General features: G+C 70.0%; 14 protein-coding genes. 5 read left to right on the forward strand and 9 right to left on the reverse strand.

The genetic code is table 11. The features are described 5' to 3' along the window. The first annotated feature begins 88 nt into the window (after window positions 1–88). A complete protein-coding gene (locus tag VD659_RS08595) occupies window positions 89–3,136 on the forward strand; it encodes a bifunctional [glutamine synthetase] adenylyltransferase/[glutamine synthetase]-adenylyl-L-tyrosine phosphorylase (protein ID WP_423260714.1) in 3,048 nt (1,015 codons plus the stop codon). 30 nt (window positions 3,137–3,166) lie between these two features. Here VD659_RS08595 and VD659_RS08600 read toward each other — a convergent pair whose 3' ends face one another. Further along, window positions 3,167–4,381: a ScyD/ScyE family protein gene (locus tag VD659_RS08600; protein ID WP_423260715.1), complete on the reverse strand. Its 1,215-nt coding sequence runs from the start codon at window positions 4,379–4,381 to the stop codon at window positions 3,167–3,169. Window positions 4,382–4,666: 285 nt separating this feature from the next. Here VD659_RS08600 and VD659_RS08605 point away from each other — a divergent pair, with 285 nt between their 5' ends. Then, on the forward strand, window positions 4,667–5,206 hold the full coding sequence (locus tag VD659_RS08605; RefSeq protein ID WP_423260716.1) for a hypothetical protein: 540 nt from the start codon (window positions 4,667–4,669) through the stop codon (window positions 5,204–5,206). On the opposite strand, the gene VD659_RS08610 is transcribed toward VD659_RS08605, so the two are convergent. The 3 genes from VD659_RS08610 to glnA all read right to left on the reverse strand — a co-directional run bounded on the left by VD659_RS08610 (window position 5,196) and on the right by glnA (window position 7,512). Continuing rightward, a complete protein-coding gene (locus VD659_RS08610; RefSeq protein WP_423260717.1) occupies window positions 5,196–5,402 on the reverse strand; it encodes a hypothetical protein in 207 nt (68 codons plus the stop codon). The two genes, VD659_RS08605 and VD659_RS08610, sit on opposite strands and share 11 nt — an antisense overlap. A gap of 10 nt (window positions 5,403–5,412) precedes the next feature. Then, window positions 5,413–5,943 carry a MarR family transcriptional regulator gene (locus VD659_RS08615; protein ID WP_423260718.1) on the reverse strand — a complete coding sequence of 177 codons (531 nt, stop codon included), beginning with the start codon at window positions 5,941–5,943 and terminating at the stop codon, window positions 5,413–5,415. A gap of 144 nt (window positions 5,944–6,087) precedes the next feature. Beyond that, a complete protein-coding gene (gene glnA, locus VD659_RS08620; RefSeq protein WP_137838480.1) occupies window positions 6,088–7,512 on the reverse strand; it encodes a type I glutamate--ammonia ligase in 1,425 nt (474 codons plus the stop codon). 146 nt (window positions 7,513–7,658) lie between these two features. Here glnA and VD659_RS08625 point away from each other — a divergent pair, with 146 nt between their 5' ends. Then, a complete protein-coding gene (locus VD659_RS08625) occupies window positions 7,659–8,087 on the forward strand; it encodes an RDD family protein (RefSeq protein ID WP_137838481.1) in 429 nt (142 codons plus the stop codon). A gap of 54 nt (window positions 8,088–8,141) precedes the next feature. On the opposite strand, the gene VD659_RS08630 is transcribed toward VD659_RS08625, so the two are convergent. Further along, window positions 8,142–8,855: a DUF4191 domain-containing protein gene (locus VD659_RS08630; protein ID WP_423260719.1), complete on the reverse strand. Its 714-nt coding sequence runs from the start codon at window positions 8,853–8,855 to the stop codon at window positions 8,142–8,144. A 301-nt stretch (window positions 8,856–9,156) separates the two neighbouring features. After that, complete coding sequence (locus VD659_RS08635) at window positions 9,157–9,615, reverse strand: hypothetical protein (RefSeq protein WP_423260720.1); 459 nt, start codon at window positions 9,613–9,615, stop codon at window positions 9,157–9,159. 1,164 nt (window positions 9,616–10,779) lie between these two features. Between VD659_RS08635 and VD659_RS08640 the strand changes: the two genes are divergently transcribed. Continuing rightward, window positions 10,780–11,286, forward strand: a complete 507-nt coding sequence (locus tag VD659_RS08640; protein ID WP_423260721.1) for a hypothetical protein — start codon at window positions 10,780–10,782, stop codon at window positions 11,284–11,286. Here VD659_RS08640 and sucB read toward each other — a convergent pair whose 3' ends face one another. From sucB to VD659_RS08655, 3 genes are all read right to left on the reverse strand, one after another. After that, window positions 11,287–12,771 (reverse strand): 2-oxoglutarate dehydrogenase, E2 component, dihydrolipoamide succinyltransferase, encoded by a 1,485-nt coding sequence (sucB, locus tag VD659_RS08645; RefSeq protein WP_423260722.1) that lies wholly within the window; start codon window positions 12,769–12,771, stop codon window positions 11,287–11,289. Between the two features lie 51 nt (window positions 12,772–12,822). Further along, on the reverse strand, window positions 12,823–14,196 hold the full coding sequence (gene lpdA / locus VD659_RS08650; protein WP_423260723.1) for a dihydrolipoyl dehydrogenase: 1,374 nt from the start codon (window positions 14,194–14,196) through the stop codon (window positions 12,823–12,825). Between the two features lie 90 nt (window positions 14,197–14,286). After that, window positions 14,287–15,813, reverse strand: a complete 1,527-nt coding sequence (locus VD659_RS08655) for a leucyl aminopeptidase (protein WP_423260724.1) — start codon at window positions 15,811–15,813, stop codon at window positions 14,287–14,289. 105 nt (window positions 15,814–15,918) lie between these two features. Here VD659_RS08655 and VD659_RS08660 point away from each other — a divergent pair, with 105 nt between their 5' ends. Next, complete coding sequence (locus VD659_RS08660) at window positions 15,919–16,854, forward strand: proteasome assembly chaperone family protein (protein WP_423260725.1); 936 nt, start codon at window positions 15,919–15,921, stop codon at window positions 16,852–16,854. Window positions 16,855–16,893 lie beyond the last annotated feature (39 nt).

Raw genomic sequence — 16,893 nt, forward strand, 5'->3', positions numbered from 1 at the left:
TGCGGCCGGCGCACCGTGCACATGGCGTCGGCCTGCGGCCGGCGCGAATGAATCTCCTCTGAACCGATTAGCCCACCGAAACCTCCTGATGCCCCGTTCGCAGACCAGCCTCACCGATCTGGCCCGGGTCGGCTTCGCCGATCTCGGCCGGGCCGGTGAGGGGTTGCGGGAGCTCGCGGCGTCGACCGGCATCGAGCTGGAGGCGCTGCTCGCCTCGTTCCAGCTCGCCGCCGACCCCGACCTCGCCCTGCGCAGCGTGCAGCGCATCCAGCAGCGGGCGCCCGAGACCATCCTCGGAGTCCTGGCCGACACCGCCTCGCGCGACCGGGTCGTGCGGGTGTTCGGCGCCTCCGAAGGGCTGACGGACTTCTTCGCCCGCCATCCTGCGCAGCTGCCGGCGCTGGGCGGTGAGGAGCTCACGCTCCCGGATGCGCAGATCGCGAAACGAGAACTCCTCGCCTCGGTGGGCGCGGTCGACGGTTTCTCCACTCTGCTCGGCGAAGACGCCTGGACGGCCCTGCGCATCCGCTATCGCGTGCTGCTCGCCCGGGTGACGGCCTTCGACCTCGAGCAGGCGAACCCCGTCATCGGCCTCGACACGGTGGCGCGCAGCCTCGCCGACCTCGCCTCGGGCGCGCTCGAGGCGGCCCTCGCCGTGGCGCGGTCACAGGTGTCCACCAAGGGGCACGGGCTCTGGCACTTCCCGGTCGAGGAGGTGCGGGCCACGCGCTTCGCGATCATCGGCATGGGCAAGGCCGGCGCAGGCGAGCTCAACTACGTGAGCGACGTCGACGTGATCTTCGTGGCCGAGGGCGGCGAACTCGCGTCGAGCGGCAGGAGTGCGGGCGACCCGGCCGACCCGGGCAACCCAGGCGACGGCATCCTGCCCACGAGCACCGCCGTCGAGATCGGCACACGCCTCGCCATGGTGACCATGCGCGGCATCGGCGAGACCGGCCTCGAGCCCGGTCTCTGGGAGGTCGACCCCAACCTCCGCCCGGAGGGCAAGGCCGGCGCACTCGTGCGCTCGCTCGAGTCGCACGCGGCCTACTACGAGCGCTGGGCCAAGAACTGGGAGTTCCAGGCGCTGCTCAAGGCGCGCCCGCTCGCGGGCGATCCGGAGCTGGGTGCCGCCTACGTCGAACTCGTGGCGCCGAAGGTGTGGTCGAGCTCGTCGCGCGAGAACTTCGTGGAGTCGGTGCAGCGGATGCGCGAGCGCGTGACCGAGCACATCAAGCCGGCCGACGTGGAATACCAGCTGAAACTCGGCCCCGGCGGCCTGCGCGACATCGAGTTCACCGTGCAGCTGCTGCAGCTCGTGCACGGTCAGATCGATGCCTCGGTGCGACAGGGGAGCACGCTCGCGGCTCTCGCGGCACTGGCCGAGGGCGGCTACATCGGGCGGGTGGAGTCGGTGGAGTTCGCGCAGGACTACCGCATCCTCCGGCTGCTCGAGCATCGCATGCAGTTGCGGCAGCTGAGCCGCACCCACCTGATGCCGCGCGAGGAGACCGAACAGCGGGTGCTCGCCCGCGGCAGCGGCCTGGCGGGGAGCGCCGACGAGCTGATCGCCCGCTGGACGGCCATCAAGGTGCGGGTGCGCACCCTGCACGAGCGGCTGTTCTATCGCCCCTTGCTCGCCGCCGTCGCCGCCCTCTCGCCCGACGAGCAGGCCCTCACGAGCGCGCAGGCCGAGGCCCGGCTCGCGGCGATCGGCTTCCAGGACCCGCGCGGCGCTCTGGCCCACATCGCGGCCATGACGGCCGGCGTGTCCCGGCGGGCCGCCATCCAGCGCACCCTGCTGCCGGTGATGCTGCAGTGGTTCTCCAACGGTGCCGACCCCGACTACGGCCTGCTCGCCTTCCGCCGGCTCTCCGACGCACTCGGCGAGACCTACTGGTTCCTGCGCATGCTGCGCGACTCCTCCGGCGCGGCGGCGCGACTCACCCAGGTGCTCTCGGGCTCCCGCTTCGTCGGAGAGCTGCTCGAGCGCATCCCGGAGGCCGCTGCCTGGCTCGAGAACGACGAGGAGCTGAGGCCGCGCCCGATGGCGGTGCTCGCCGACGAGACGCGCGCCATCGTGGCCCGCCACGACACTCCGGATGCGGCGGCGATGGCTCTGCGCACCGCTCGGCGCCGCGAGGTGCTGCGGATGGCGATCGCGTCGATCCTCGGAATGATCACCGTCGAGGAACTCGGGCTCGCGCTCACCGACATCACCACCGTGCACCTCGAAGGCACCCTGAGCGTCATCCGGCAGTCGGCCGCGCCGGCCTCGGGCGACGGCATCGAGTTCGCGATCATCGGCATGGGCCGCTACGGCGGGGCCGAGCTCGGCTTCGGCTCCGACGCCGACGTGCTCTACGTCTACCGGGCGGTGAGGGTCGACCCGCAGACCGCCCAGTCGGTGGCGCAGTTCATCGTCAACGAGCTGGTGCGGCTCACCGAGGACAACCGGCTGCCGCTCGACCTCGACATCGATCTACGCCCCGAGGGCAAGAACGGCCCGGCGGTGCGTTCGCTCGACTCCTACGCCGCCTATTACGAGCGGTGGTCGCTCACCTGGGAGGCCCAGGCTCTGCTCCGGGCGAACGGCGTGGCGGGCGACCGGGCGCTGATCCAGGCCTTCCACACGCTGGCCGACACCGTGCGCTATCCGCCGGCGATCTCCGAGACCGAGATCCGCGAGGTGAAGCGCATCAAGGCGCGTGTGGAGAAGGAGCGCCTGCCCCAGGGGGCCGACCCTGCGCGGCACCTGAAACTCGGGCGCGGTTCATTGAGCGACGTCGAGTGGTACGTGCAGCTGCTGCAGTTGCAGCACGCCTGGCGTCTGCCCCAGCTGCGCACCACCTCGACACTCGACGCCCTCGCCGCCGCGGAGGCGGCGGAGCTCATCAACCACGACGACACGCGCAAGCTCCACGCGGCCTGGATCTTCGCCTCCCGCGCGCGCTCGGCGATGACGCTGTGGACCAACAAGACGGCCGACGTGCTGCCCTCCGACCGCCGGCAGCTCGAGGGGGTCGCCCGCCTGATGGAGTACCCGCCCGGCTCCGCCACCCGGCTGGAGGAGGACTACCTCGGCGTCACCCGCCGCGCCCGCACCGTGTTCGAGCGCCTCTTCTACGGCCAGTAGTCCGAGCGCGGGAGCGGCGGGTGCCTGCTTCTAGTTCTGCTCCTCCTCGTGCTCGCCGTCGTCGCCCCAGCACTGCCCGTCGTTCTGGTCGGTGAGCTGCCAGGTGGTCAGCTGCCCGATCGGCTGGGGATTTCCGGATGCGTCGGGCACGAAGGCGTTCGTCGTGGCGTAGACGAGACCGTCACGCAGCTCCAGCGCCGCCGGCGACGGCACCGCGTAGGTGGCGAGAACGTCTCCCGAGCGAGTGGCCACGGCCGAGATCTGCCCGGTGCCGTCGGCTCCGCCGAACAGTTCGGCCACGAGCACCACGCCGGTGTCCTTATCCACAGCGATGCCGGTGGCGCCGGCGAATCCGGTGGCCAGGAGCTCCGAGTCACCCGACTCGGGGTCGACCGAGAAGACGCTGCCTCGCAAGCCGAGGCTCGCATCCTCGGGTCCGCCCGGAAGCGAGGAGACGTAGAGAGCACTGTGCTCGCCGCGCTCGACGTCGGTCGGTACCGGTTCGAAGGCGTAGCCGTGGCCGGCGACGCAGTCCGGGAATCCGAAGGCCGCGGCCACGTCGGCCGTCACCGTCACCGGTTCGGTCGGCGGCAGCACGGCCACTGTCGAGATCTCGCCGTCGTAGCCGACTCGCAGGATGTCGTTGCCGCCCGCGTCCGCCACGTAGATGGCGTCGCGCAGGGCGAGGGAGGCATACGGATGCGAGTCCACCGTGCCCGTGTACGTCGGCGGGCCGGCCGGTCCGTTCGGGTCGATCTGGGCCGCGCACGCGGGGGCGAGGTCGGAGAAGCCGTAGGTGTTCACCTGGTCGGGATTGTTCGCCGCCTCGTAGGCGCCGAGGTCGGCCAGTAGCTTTGGGGTGCCGCCCTCCTCGAGCGACATCAGCTGGGCCACGCCGTTCGGCTGGTCGTTCTGAGTGAAGTAGACGGTGCCACGGCGTGTCGACACGGCGCCGATCTCCTGCCCGGGCGCGGCGGCGGTCGCGAGCGTCGTGCTCACGTCGTCGGCGGTGACGCCGGTCAGTTCACCGAGGAAGTTCTGCGAGAGCACCGCATCCCCGTTCCGGTCGACGTCGAAGCTGAGGGGCGAGGTGAGCCCGTCGGCAAGCGTCGCCACCGGATCGAAGCGGAGGTCCGGGGCGTCGGATTCGGAATGATGCTGCCAGGCGGCGGCCGGTGAGGCGATCGCCACACTGGCGAGGACGGCCGCGGCGAGGGCGGCCATGACGATGGTTCGCTTCTGCATGTTCTGCTCCATGATCCCGGGTCGGGGTGGGGTGGGGTGGGGTGGGGTGGGCCGGGCGTGAGGCGGATCAGTGGCGGAGAGAACGGCATTCCGGGCAGGGTGAACCGCTCGTCGCGCCGCCGCGACCGATCACGTTCTCACCCCGGTGCCGGCGTCCCGCGCCGACGGCTTGACCCTATAACGGGGGCCAAGCCCACGCATAGCTTTCTCCCAGGTTGTGCGGTGAACCGCAAGTGCAACCGCCCCGTCACTTGGGACCCCTAGGATGCTGCGCCGGGGGGACACGTGAAGGACTCGAAGATCGCAGCCGACTTGGCCGGCTACCTGCGCACGATCATGCCGTCGACGAGCTGCGCTCCGGTCGTCGTAGACCACCATCACGGCGTGCGCCTCGCGGTCGATGAGCGCTTTTGGGTCGACATCCTGCTCATAGGACCGCACTGGATGGTCGCCTACCTCAACGGAAGAGCGACGGGCTATAACCGCCGTTTTCCGGTCGGCGAGACGTATCCGATCGTGGCAGTCCAGGCGGCGTACTTCATCGCACTCCACGTCGCTCCACGAGCCCGGACGCCGATGATGATCCCGCTGGATTCGACCTCAGAGCAATCATTCCTCGCCTGGAGGGCGGCAGAGGAAGCGCGGATGAGTGAAGCCTGGCAGTACATCGAGCAGGTCGCGACAGATCCCGCCACGCCCTGGACGGCGTTGCAGCATTCACGGTTCTGCTTGGACGCCTTCCGTGCCAAGCTCGCAGAACTCGACGACGTGCGCAAGAATCCGGGACCCGGCGCACCGACGCCGGCCGGCGCGTTCAGCGGCTGACGACGCGCGGATGCTCCCGCCAGGCGGGCATGGCCGCCATGAACTCGAGGGTGTCGGCCTCCACCTGCGCCTGACTGGCCTCGGGGTGCGAGCGCTGCTGCCACGACACCATTGCTGTGAAGCGGGTGTCGAAATCCTGGAGCTGCCCGTTGTCGTCGGTGCAGTGCTCGCAGTAGCGGCCGCTCTCGATCGGCATACTGCAGCTCTCACAACTGGTCATGATGGTGTCCTTTCGCTCGGGGTTCGGGCGCGCTCGCGGTGACGAGCGCGTTCAGGATGCCGAGGGCCCGCTCGATCTCGCCTGCACCCAGCCGGAGGATGGCCGGCTCGAGCAGCTCATGGCTCAGCACGGAGGCGTCGCGGCGCAATTCGGCTCGCCCCGCATCCATCAGCCAGATCAGTGTGCGCCGGCGGTCGCTGTCGTCGTGCCGACGTTCCACGAGGCGGTTGCTCTCGAGCTGCGTCACGAGCTCGCTCACCGCCGACTGCGAGCGGGCGAAGTGCGCGGAGGCTTCGCCGATGGTGATCGGTCCGCTGTGCGCCAGGTGCATCAGCACGGCGCGCGAGGCGGGGGAGATGTCGCGCCGCACACCGTCGCGGCGATGGAACGCGAGGTACACCCGGCGGAACGCGTCGTCGAAGTCCGCGGCGCAGTCGGCCGCGGACGCGCCGGTGCCGGATGCCGCCGCGGGGGTCGCCGGTGGGGTGGCGTGCTCCGTGGCGTTGCTCTCGATCATGGCTCCAGCATCCTGCCGCCGTGATCCATCGTCAATCCCGATGCAACCGCGGCCGAGGCATCCGCGCTCGGCGCATCCGCCGCCACGGAACGACGAAGGCCGCACCCCGGAAGGATGCGGCCTCGTCGTGTTCAGTGATGCGGATCAGACTCCGTAGTACAGCTCGTACTCGAAGGGGTGCGGGCGCTGGGCGATCGGCTTGATCTCGTTCTCGCGCTTGTAGTTGATCCAGGTCTCGATCAGGTCGGGGGTGAACACGTTGCCCTTGGTGAGGAACTCGTGGTCGGCCTCGAGCGCGTCGAGCGCCTCGCCGAGGGAGCCCGGCACCTGGGGGATGTTCTTGGCTTCCTCGGGCGGCAGCTCGTAGAGGTCCTTGTCGACCGGCTCGTGCGGCTCGATGCGGTTCTGGATGCCGTCGAGGCCCGCCATCAGCTGGGCGGCGAACGCGAGGTACGGGTTGCCCGAGGCGTCGGGCGCACGGAACTCGATGCGCTTGGCCTTGGGGTTCGTGCCCGTGATCGGGATGCGGATCGAGGCGGAGCGGTTGCCGGCCGAGTAGACCAGGTTGACGGGGGCCTCGAAGCCCGGAACGAGACGGTGGTAGGAGTTCACCGTGGGGTTCGTGAAGGCGAGCACCGCGGGGGCGTGCTTCAGCAGACCGCCGATGTACCAGCGGGCGAGGTCGCTGAGTCCGCCATAGCCGGCCTCGTCGTAGAACAGCGGCTTGCCGTCGTTCCAGAGCGACTGGTGGGTGTGCATGCCCGAGCCGTTGTCGCCGAAGAGCGGCTTCGGCATGAAGGTGGCCGTCTTGCCCCAGAGGTTCGCCGTGTTCTTCACGATGTACTTGAACTTCAGGATGTCGTCGGCCGCGTGCACCATGGTGTCGAAGCGGTAGTTGATCTCGCCCTGACCGGCGGTGCCGACCTCGTGGTGCGCGCGCTCGAGGATGAGGCCCGCGTCGATGAGCTTGAGCGAGATGTCGTCGCGCAGGTCGGCGTGCTGGTCGACCGGCGAGACGGGGAAGTAGCCGCCCTTGTAGGGGGTCTTGTTGGCGAGGTTTCCGCCTTCTTCGACGCGGCCCGTGTTCCAGGCGGCCTCGGAGGAGTCGACGGAGTAGAAGGAGGAGTTCTGCTTCACTTCGTAGCGCACGTCGTCGAAGATGTAGAACTCGGCCTCGGGGGCGAAGAACGCGGTGTCGGCGATGCCGGTCGACGCGAGATACTTCTCGGCCTTCTTGGCGACCTGACGCGGGTCGCGGGAGTAGATCTCGCCGTTGCGCGGGTTGTAGATGTCGAAGACGAGGATGAGGGTGCGCTCGGCCCGGAAGGGGTCGACGTAAGCCGTGGAGACGTCAGGGATGAGCTGCATGTCCGACTCGTGGATCGACGCGAAACCGCGGATCGACGAGCCATCGAAGAGCTGGCCGACGGCGAAGAACTCTTCGTCGACGGTGGAGGCGGGGATGTTGAAGTGCTGCTGAACACCGGGGAGATCGGTGAACCGGATGTCAAGGAACTTGACGTCGGTGTCCTTGATGAACTTGAGCACCTCGGAAGAATCACTGAACATGTGAAGAGTCTCCAAATGGCTTGGTACAGAAAACAGCTACAGATGCAGCCAAGACAACACTATGGGGCGGCCATTACTCGGTAGTGTCACGATTGTTTCGGGGATGTTACGGCTGGCTCGGAGTCCGGAGCGCCTAGGCTTGAGCGGTGACGAGAACTCCCGACGACTCCACAGCATCACGGGCGGCAGCTCCCAGCGAATGGCCGGGGGAGCGCCTCGGCTTCCGCCGCGAGGGCCGGGGCTCGGTGGCCCGTCCCGGACGTCGCATCGCCGGGCTCCTGATCGACTTCGCGTTCTGCTACGTGATCTACTTCGCGTTCTTCTTCGGCAGCGACTGGGCGAGCCTCATCATCTTCATGATCGAGCAGATCGTCCTGCTCATCACGCTCGGTGGCGGAATCGGCCACCTGCTGCTCGGGATGCGCCTGGTGCGCCTCGATGGCAGCTACGCCGGCTGGTGGCGGCCCATCGTGCGCACCGTGCTGCTGGTGCTGCTGATCCCGGCCCTGATCTGGGACTCCGATCAGCGTGGCCTGCACGATGTCTTCGCCGGGACGGTGCTCGTCAAGCGCTAGAACGCACGAAGCCCGCTCCAGGAGGAACGGGCTTCTCTGCGTGCGGCGAGGTCGTCAGCGCCCGCGCTGGGGGCGCATCCGCATCGGGTCGATGCCCTTGGGGATCGGCAGCGGCGAGCTCGACAGCGAGGTGAGGCGGTTGCTCACGGCCATGACCTCGGGCTTGGTGAGGGTGGGCTTGATGCGCGCCATCTTGGCCGGGATGCGGTGCAGCGGCACGGCGTCGGGGTCGGGGCCCACCGAGAGGAAGGTCACGGGAACGTTCGGCAGGATGCGGAGCACCTTGCGGCGCTCCTCCTCGAGCATGCGGTTGGTGCGCGAGCGCGGGCCTTCGCTGATCAGCACCACGCCGCCGCGGCCGACGGCGCGGTAGACCGCATCCTGCGTCTTGCCGTTCACCGCGATGGGCATCTCGCTGCCGCGCCAGCTGCGCTTGAGCGAGGAGCGCAGAACGGCGCCCACGGCACCGGGCTGGCCTTCGATCTGCTTGTAGGCGGCGCGCTCGGCGCGACGGCCGAGGATGATGAGCGCGGCGAGGAAGCCGCCGAGCACGCCGGCGAGAATCCAGAGCACGGTGCCGAAGACGTTGCCGGCCGAGAGCACCAGCGCGAGCACGATGCCGGCGATGGTGGGCACGGCGAAGCCGGCCGCCATGTACCAGACGGCCTTCGAGTCGTAACGGCGGGTCATGCCGAAGACCTGCCACATCTGCTTGATGCGGCCCGGTTCTTTCGGGGCTTTGGGTGCGGAGTCGGTCTTGCGTGCCATGCCTCCAAGGATACTTCTTCGGGCCGACCCGCAGGGCCACGACCGTTGTGCACATCGCGGCCTCTGCCGCCGCTCTCCACAGATGTGCGGGGGACCACCGCGCGACGGCCCGCGGGAAGGCACGATCGGGGTCATGTCCACCTCCGCCTCGCCCGTCTTCGCCGGCTTCCGTGCTCGTGAACTCGTGTCGGTGGGGGTCTCGGCGAACGTCTACTTCGGGGTGCGCGCTGAGCCAGCGGATGCACGGGCCCCCGGCTCCCCGGTGGCGATCAAGGTGTGCGCGCCGCATGCGCTGCCCGTCTCACTGCCGATGCCTGCTCCGGATGCGCCGGCTGCTCGGGATGCGCCGCCTGCTCGGGATGCACCGACCTCCCGCGACGAGGAGTGTCGCGTTCTCGCCCGGCACCCGATCAGTGCGATGCCGCGCCTTCTCGACGTCGGGACGACTCCGGCCGGCGACCTCGTGATCGTGATGTCCGTGTGCGCGGGGAGGCCCCTGGCGCGGATTCCCGCTCTCGGGATGCCCGTGGCCGGCTTCGCACGCAAGCTCCGCGACCTGGTGGCAGAGCTGCACGAGGCGGGCATCGCCCATGGCGGGCTCGACGCCGATCACGTGCTGGTGGCTTCCGACGGCGAACTCTTCCTCGTGGGCTTCGGTCGCGCCGCCCTGCTCGAGGGCGGTGGGGGCGCCACTTCCGGCACCGACGCGACCGACCGATTTCACACCGCTGCGGCGGCCGACCGGCGAGCGGTGCTGCACCTGATCTCCCTCGCGGAGGTGCGGGCGGGTGGCTCGGTGCTCCCCGGTTCTCACAGGGCGGGTCCGGGCGACGGCGCCCGACCGCTGGTGAGCGAGCGTGCTCGACGCGAGCGCGGTGAGCAGCGGACGGGCAAGAGACGGCCACGAGAAGAGGGCATCCCTCGGCCAGGCGAGTGGAGACTGCCGAGCGCGAGTGGCGACAGCCCGGAGTCGGAGTCGTATTCAGCGCCAGTGCAGCAGCCGAAGCCGGAGTGGCGTTCGGAACGGGGCGGCAGGTCATGGGTTCGGGACGATGCGGAGGAGGGCCCCGTGGGCAGGCCGGAGCGTGACCCGTCGAGGCGCGGATCGGAACGGGTCGGCACTTCATGGGTCGGGAACGAAGCGGAGGAGGGCCCTGTGGGCAGGCCGAAGCGTGGGCCGACGAGGCGCGGATCGAAACGGGGCGGCAGTTCATGGGTTCGCGACGATGCGGAGGAGGGCCCCGTGGGCAGGCCGAAGCGTGGGCCGTCGAGGCGCGGATCGGAACGGGGCGGCAGTTCATGGGTTCGTGACGATGCGGAGGAGGGCCCCGTGGGCAGGTCGAAGCGTGAGCCGTTGGGGCGCGGATCGGAGCCGGGAGGGCGGTCGAGGGCTTGGGACCATGTCGAGGAGGCGGCCGGGAGTCGGTCGGCGTCCGATCCGCCGAAGCTGGCGTTCGAGTCGTCGGGGTCGGAGTCGGAACCGTGGGAGCGAGCGTCGGAGCGGGGAGGGTGGTCGTGGGCTCGAGACGAGGTCGAGGAGGAGGCCGCCAGTCGCTCGGAGCCGGAGTTCGCCGAAGCGTTCGCGCCGGCGTGGCACGCCGCACTCGAGCTCGGGCGGGCTGCCCGGCGGAGCGCGCGAGTGATCGTGCAGTGCCTCGTGACGTCCCGGCGGCGGCGCGCCCTGGTGATCGGCGGTGCGCTCCTTGTCTTCGCGGCGGTGGCCGCGAGTCTGGCGGTGCCGGCGGGCTCTGCGGCCGACGGGTCACGCGCGTCGCTCCCGAGCACGCGGGCGGGTGTCGTCCCACTGGCTCCGCCTTCCGATGGCTCACCGACCGCGAATCCCGGTGCCTCCGCCACCGTGGCGGATTCGCCCGGCGAAGACGGCGTGCCTTCGGCGGGTGCGGGAGACGCATCGCGACCACGGGTGGCCGCGAGCGACGCAGACGGGGTGCCCGACGGCAGGTCAGGTGAGACTTCCGCGGAGGCGTTCGCCTCCGCGGTGATGGGCGACGACCCGGTCGTGGCAGCCAGATCGCTGCTCGAGCTGCGGGGGAGGTGTCTGCAGGAGGGCGATCCGAACTGCCTGTCCGGCGTCGATGAATGGGGCTCGCCGCTGGCCGTTGCCGATCGCGACCTGGCCGCGCTCACGACTCCGATCAGTCCCACGGAAGACCCGGCGGCATCGGACGGCTCGAGGAGATCGGCGCCCCACACCCCGGGTGGTCAGCCTGGGGTATCCGTCGACCGGGAACAACTGCGCCTCGTGCAGCGGCTCGGCGCCTTGGCGATCCTGAGCGCCGAATCCGGCGGGGCTCCGCCGGGGGAGACGACGAAGCCCGTCTCGCTCCTCGTGGTGAGGGGCGAGACGGGCTGGCGTCTGCGGTGGATCTCGTCGGGTCAGCGCGCCGACTCGAACGCGGGCAGCTCGTGACTAGATGCCGAGGTTCGCCTCGAACGACGAGTCCTCGAGGCGGCTCTTCACCGCGGAGAGGAAGCGCGCGGCGTCGGCGCCGTCGACGATGCGGTGGTCGTAGCTCAGCGCGAGGTAGACCATCGAGCGGATGGCGATGGCCTCGCCGCCGTCGACCTTCACGACGGCCGGCTTCTTCACCACGATGCCGGTGCCGAGGATGGCCACCTGCGGGAGGAAGACCAGCGGCGTGTCGAAGAGTGCGCCGCGCGAACCGGTGTTGGTGAGCGTGAAGGTGCCGCCGCCCAGCTCGTCGGGCTTCAGCTTGTTGTCGCGGGTGCGGGCAGCGAGGTCGGCGATCTGCGCGGCCAGGCCGGCGATGTCGAGCTCGCTCGCGTTCTTCACCACGGGGGTGAGCAGGCCGCGCTCGGTGTCGACCGCGATGCTGATGCTCTCGTGGTCGGGGTAGACGATCGACTCGCCGTCCACCGTCGCGTTGATGATCGGGTAGGCCTTGAGCGCCTCGGCCGCCGCGAGGGCGAAGAAAGGCAGGAACGAGAGCTTCGTGCCGGTCTTCTCGAGGAAGGCGCCCTTCACGGCGTCGCGGTAGGCGGCCACCTTGGTGACGTCGACCTCGACCACGGTGGTGAGCTGAGCGGAGGCCTGCATCGACTCGACAGCGCGCTGGGCGACGACCTTGCGCAGACGCGACATCGGCTGCGTGGTGCCACGCAGCGGAGAGGTCTCGAGCGCCTTGTACGACGAAGCGGCGGGAGCGGTGGCAGCAGCGGGAGCCGCGGCGGGGGCGGTCGTCGCAGCGAGCACGTCTTCCTTGCGGATGCGTCCGCCGACGCCGGTGCCGGTCACGCTCGCGAGGTCGATGCCGCGGTCGTGGGCGAGCTTGCGCACGAGCGGGGTGACGTAGCCCGCGTTGCCGCCGGTGGACGCCTCAGCCGCCGGAGCGGGAGCAGCAGCCGACGCGGGGGCCGCAGCAGCGACGGGAGCCGGCGCGGCAACCGGTGCCGGGGCCGCGGCGACCGGAGCGGGAGCAGCAGGAGCCGGAGCAGCGGCGGCCGGAGCCGGAGCGGGTGCCGGGGCGGCGGCGGGAGCCTCCTGCACCGGAGCGGGGGCCGCGGCAGGCGCGGCCTCGGCGGGGGCGGGCGCCTCGGTGGAGGGGGTGACGACCTCGGTCGGCGCCTCCGCGGCGGGCGCGGCCGGAGCCGGCTCCTCGGCCGGAGCCGCGGGCGCGGCCGGAGCTGCAGCACCGGAGCCGTCTCCGATGGTCACGAGGGCGGTGCCGACCTCGACGGTCTCGTCTTCCTGCACGAGGATCGCCTCGATCACACCGGCCACGGGTGACGGGATCTCGGTGTCGACCTTGTCGGTCGACACCTCCAGCAGGGGCTCGTCGACCTCGACACGATCGCCGACGTTCTTGAGCCAGCGGGTGACCGTACCTTCCGTGACACTCTCACCGAGTGCGGGAAGGTTGACGGATTCGCTCATGAGCATGTCTCCTTATGGAACCGATTCGAAACTAAGCCTATTGCGGCAGGACTAGATGGCGTGCAGGGGCTTTCCGGCCAGCGCGAGGTGCGCTTCGCCGAGGGCCTCGTTCTGGGTGGGGTGCGCGTGGATGAGCGAGGCCACGTCTTCGGGGTAGGCCTCCCAGTTCACGATGAGCTGGCCCTCGCCGATGAGTTCGCCCACGCGGGCACCGATCATGTGGATGCCGATGACGGGGCCGTCGTTGACGCGCACCACCTTGACGGAGCCGGTGGTGCCGATGATGTGGCTCTTGCCGTTGCCGGCGAGGTTGTAGTCGTAGGCCGAGATCTTGTCGGCGCCGTACTTCTCGGCCGCCTTGGCCTCGGTGAGGCCCACGGAGGCGACCTCGGGGTCGGAGTAGGTGACCTTGGGGATGTTGACGTCCTCGACGATCTGCGGCGCGAGGCCCGCGATCTCCTCGGCCACGAAGATCCCCTGCTGGAATCCGCGGTGCGCGAGCTGGAGGCCGGGCACGATGTCGCCGACGGCGTAGACACCGGGAACGCTGGTCTCCAGGCGCTCGTTCGTGATGACGAAGCCGCGGTCGATGGTGACGCCCACTTCCTCGAAGCCGAGGCCCTGCGTGGCCGGGCCGCGGCCCACCGCCACGAGCAGCAGTTCGCCGTCGAAGGTCTTGCCGTCTTCGAGGGTGACGACGACGCCCTCGTCGTTCTGCGTGACGCCGGAGAAGCGCACGCCGAGGTTGAAGGCGATGCCGCGCTTGCGGAACGCGCGCTCGAACTGCTTCGAGATCGCCTCGTCCTCGTTGGGCACCAGGTGGGGGAGCGCCTCGACGATCGTGACCTCGGCGCCGAACGACTTCCAGACGCTCGCGAATTCGACCCCGATCACGCCGCCGCCGAGGATGACGACCTTCTTCGGCACGAAGTCGAGCGACAGCGCCTGCTCGGAGGTGATGACCCGCCCGCCGATCTCGAGACCGGGGAGGGTGCGCGAGTACGAGCCGGTGGCGAGCACGATCTTCTTGCCCACGATGGTGTCGTCGCCGACCTGCACCGTGGTGGGGGAGGTGAGCCGCCCCTCGCCCGCGATCGTCGTGATTCCGCGAGCCTTCACGAGGCCCTCGAGCCCCTTGAACTTGGAGGAGACGATGCCCTCGCGGTAGGCGGTGACGGCGGCGATGTCGATGCCGCCGAAGGTCGTGTTCACGCCGTACTTGGCGGATTCGCGCGAGACGTCGGCCACCTCGGCCGAGTGCAGGAGCGCCTTGGTGGGGATGCAGCCGCGATGCAGGCAGGTGCCGCCGACCTTGTCCTTCTCGATCATCGCCACGGAGAAGCCCAGTTGACTTGCCCGCAGTGCCGCGGCGTAGCCGCCGCTGCCCCCGCCGAGAACCACAATGTCAAAGTTCTGTTCCGACACCCAGCAACTCCCTCGTGCATACGTTTCCGATTCGCATCGTTCGGACCGAACCGGAGAGACGGGCAAAGTTTTTTCGCCCATGCGAGCTTACTACGCGCGGGACTGCGCCTCTGCAAATCGCAGCAGCGTGCGCACCGTGGCTCCGGTGGGGCCCTTGACGGTGAATCCGTAGCCGCCCTCCTTGTTCTGCGCCGCCCCGGCGATGTCGAGGTGCACCCACGGGATGCGGCTGCCGTCGTCGCGCTTCGCGACGAACTCCTGCAGGAAGACCCCGGCCACGAGCATCCCGCCCGCGGTGTTGCCCGGCTTCACGTTCGCGATGTCGGCGATGTCGGAGGCCAGCAGCGAGCGCATCTCCGCCGGCAGCGGCATGTGCCAGAGCGGCTCCCCGGCCTCGCGCGCCGCCTCGAGCACGGCGGACACCAGCTCGTCGTCGCCCATCGTGGCGACGTAGCGGTTGCCGAGGGCCACGACGGCGGCGCCCGTGAGCGTCGCCACGTCGATGATGGCGTCGGGATGCTCCTCCGCCGCCGCCACGAGCCCGTCGGCGAGCACGAGCCGCCCCTCGGCGTCGGTGTTGAGCACCTCGACCGTGCGGCCGCCCCGGATGGTGAGCACGTCACCCGGGCGGATCGCCTCACCGGAGGGCATGTTCTCGGCGAGGCAGAGCCACGCCGTCAGCCGCACCGGCAGGCCCAGCTCCGCGGCGGCCAGAACGGTCGCCAGCACCGTGGCAGAACCGGCCATGTCGTACTTCATGCCGATCATCGACACCGGCGGCTTCAGGGAGAGGCCGCCCGTGTCGAAGGTGATGCCCTTGCCCACGAGGGCGATGTGCCGGGCCGCCCCGGCGGGTGCATACGACACGCGCACGAGCCGCGGCAGGCGCGCTGAGCCCTGGCCCACGCCGGCGATGCCGCCGAAACCGCCCTCGAGAAGCGCCTCGTAATCCCACACCGTCACCTCGAGCGGCTTGCCCTCGGCGAGTGCCTGCACCCGCTCGGCGTAGACCTCGGGGTAGAGGTCGAGCGCCGGGATGTTGACGAGATCCCGCACGAGCGCGACGGCGTCGACGGATGCGCGGGCCCGGGCGAGTGCGTCCCTCGCCTCGTCGCCGGGCACGGCCGCGGTCGCGATCGCGATGCCGGGAGGCGACGTGGTCTCCCCGTCGTTCGTCCCGGCACCGCGGTAGTCGGTGTAGTCGTAGGAGCCAAGGCCCGCGCCCTCGATCACCGCGGTCAGCTCCTGTGCCGAGCGCGGAGCGAAGTCGATCACGAGCGCCTCACGCTCGCTCAGCCGCCGCGCGGCCGCGCCGGCCGCGTAGCGCAGCTCCTCGGCTCCGGCATCCGCGGCGCCGAGCCCGACGACGGCGAGGCTCTTCGCTTCTACGCCGGCGGGCGAAGGGATGCGCACGAGCTCGTCCTTCTTGCCCGCGAACCCGACCGCGGCGAGCGCCGCCTGCACCTCGGTCACCACTCCGGCCTGCGCGAGGGCGGCTCCGCCGCGCAGCAGCAGCCCCTCACCCGCCTTCGACGCGGCGACGACGAGGATCTCCTGCCCGGCATCGAGGGCGGAGGACGCGGAGTCGGAGCGGAGGGAGAGCGGGGCGGTAGTCATGCCGTCATCGTATCCACGGCATCCCGACTCTATTCCCGAGACGTGTTCGCTCTCGGCATGCCGCCGCGCCGGGTGGTGCCCAGGGGCCCGGTTTAGAGTTGACGCATGGAAGAACCGAGTGGGCTCTACGACGTCGTCGCCGAAGACGGCCTCGTGCCCGACGGCTTGAACCTCGTCGCCGCGCTCACCGGCTTCACCGACGCGGGTGGGGCGGTCGCCCAGCTGGGCGAGTACCTTCTCGACACGCTCGACAACCGGGTGGTCGCCGAGTTCGACACGGATGCGCTGCTCGACTACCGCGCGCGCCGGCCCATCATCACCTTCGATCAAGACCACTTGAGCGACTACCGGCCGCAGACCCTCCGCCTGTACCTGATGACCGACGAGCTCGGACAGAGGTTCCTGTTCCTGAACGGCTTCGAGCCCGACTTCCAGTGGGAGCGGTTCACCGCGGCCGTGATCGAGCTGGTGCAGCTCTTCCATGTGAAGGCCACCACGTGGGTGCACGCCATCCCGATGCCGGTGCCGCACACGCGGCCGATCAGCGTCACGGTGAGCGGCAACCGCATCGAGCTCATCGACTCGATGTCGGTCTGGCGGCCGAGCACCCAGGCCCCGGGCAATGCGCTCCACCTGGTGGAGTACCGCCTGCAGGAGCTGGGGCATCCGATCACCGGCTTCGTGCTGCTGGTGCCGCACTACCTCGCCGACACCGAGTACCCCACCACGGCGCTCGTCGGCCTCGAGAGCATCAGCTCGGCCACGGGGCTCATCTTCCCCACCGACCGCCTGCGCGAAGAAGGCCGGCTGTTCGCCGGCAAGATCGACGAGCAGGTCGAGTCGAATCCGGAGCTGGCGCGACTCGTGCACACGCTCGAGGAGCGGCACGACACCTACATGGAGGGCACGAGCCTGCGTTCGCCGCTCACCGACATCGACGGGGCGCTGCCCTCGGCCGACGAGATCGCCGACGAGCTCGAGCGCTTCCTGGCCGGCAACCGGCCCGGGGACGACCCCTCGGGCGACTCGCGCCCGCTCTGACGCCGGGTCAGGCTCCGCCCTCCGCGGAGTAGATTGGGG

It is taken from the genome of Herbiconiux sp. 11R-BC, from assembly GCF_049472555.1.
Classification (GTDB): domain Bacteria; phylum Actinomycetota; class Actinomycetes; order Actinomycetales; family Microbacteriaceae; genus Herbiconiux.

Bases quoted from the DNA above. Each gene is read 5' to 3' on its own strand.
- VD659_RS08600 (WP_423260715.1), bottom strand. From the start codon at position 4,381: ATGCAGAAGCGAACCATCGTCATGGCCGCCCTCGCCGCGGCCGTCCTC.
- VD659_RS08660 (WP_423260725.1), top strand. From the start codon at position 15,919: ATGGAAGAACCGAGTGGGCTCTACGACGTCGTCGCCGAAGACGGCCTC.
- VD659_RS08615 (WP_423260718.1), bottom strand. From the start codon at position 5,943: ATGATCGAGAGCAACGCCACGGAGCACGCCACCCCACCGGCGACCCCC.
- sucB (WP_423260722.1), bottom strand. From the start codon at position 12,771: ATGAGCGAATCCGTCAACCTTCCCGCACTCGGTGAGAGTGTCACGGAA.
- glnA (WP_137838480.1), bottom strand. From the start codon at position 7,512: ATGTTCAGTGATTCTTCCGAGGTGCTCAAGTTCATCAAGGACACCGAC.
- VD659_RS08595 (WP_423260714.1), top strand. From the start codon at position 89: ATGCCCCGTTCGCAGACCAGCCTCACCGATCTGGCCCGGGTCGGCTTC.
- VD659_RS08655 (WP_423260724.1), bottom strand. From the start codon at position 15,813: ATGACTACCGCCCCGCTCTCCCTCCGCTCCGACTCCGCGTCCTCCGCC.
- VD659_RS08610 (WP_423260717.1), bottom strand. From the start codon at position 5,402: ATGCCGATCGAGAGCGGCCGCTACTGCGAGCACTGCACCGACGACAAC.
- VD659_RS08630 (WP_423260719.1), bottom strand. From the start codon at position 8,855: ATGGCACGCAAGACCGACTCCGCACCCAAAGCCCCGAAAGAACCGGGC.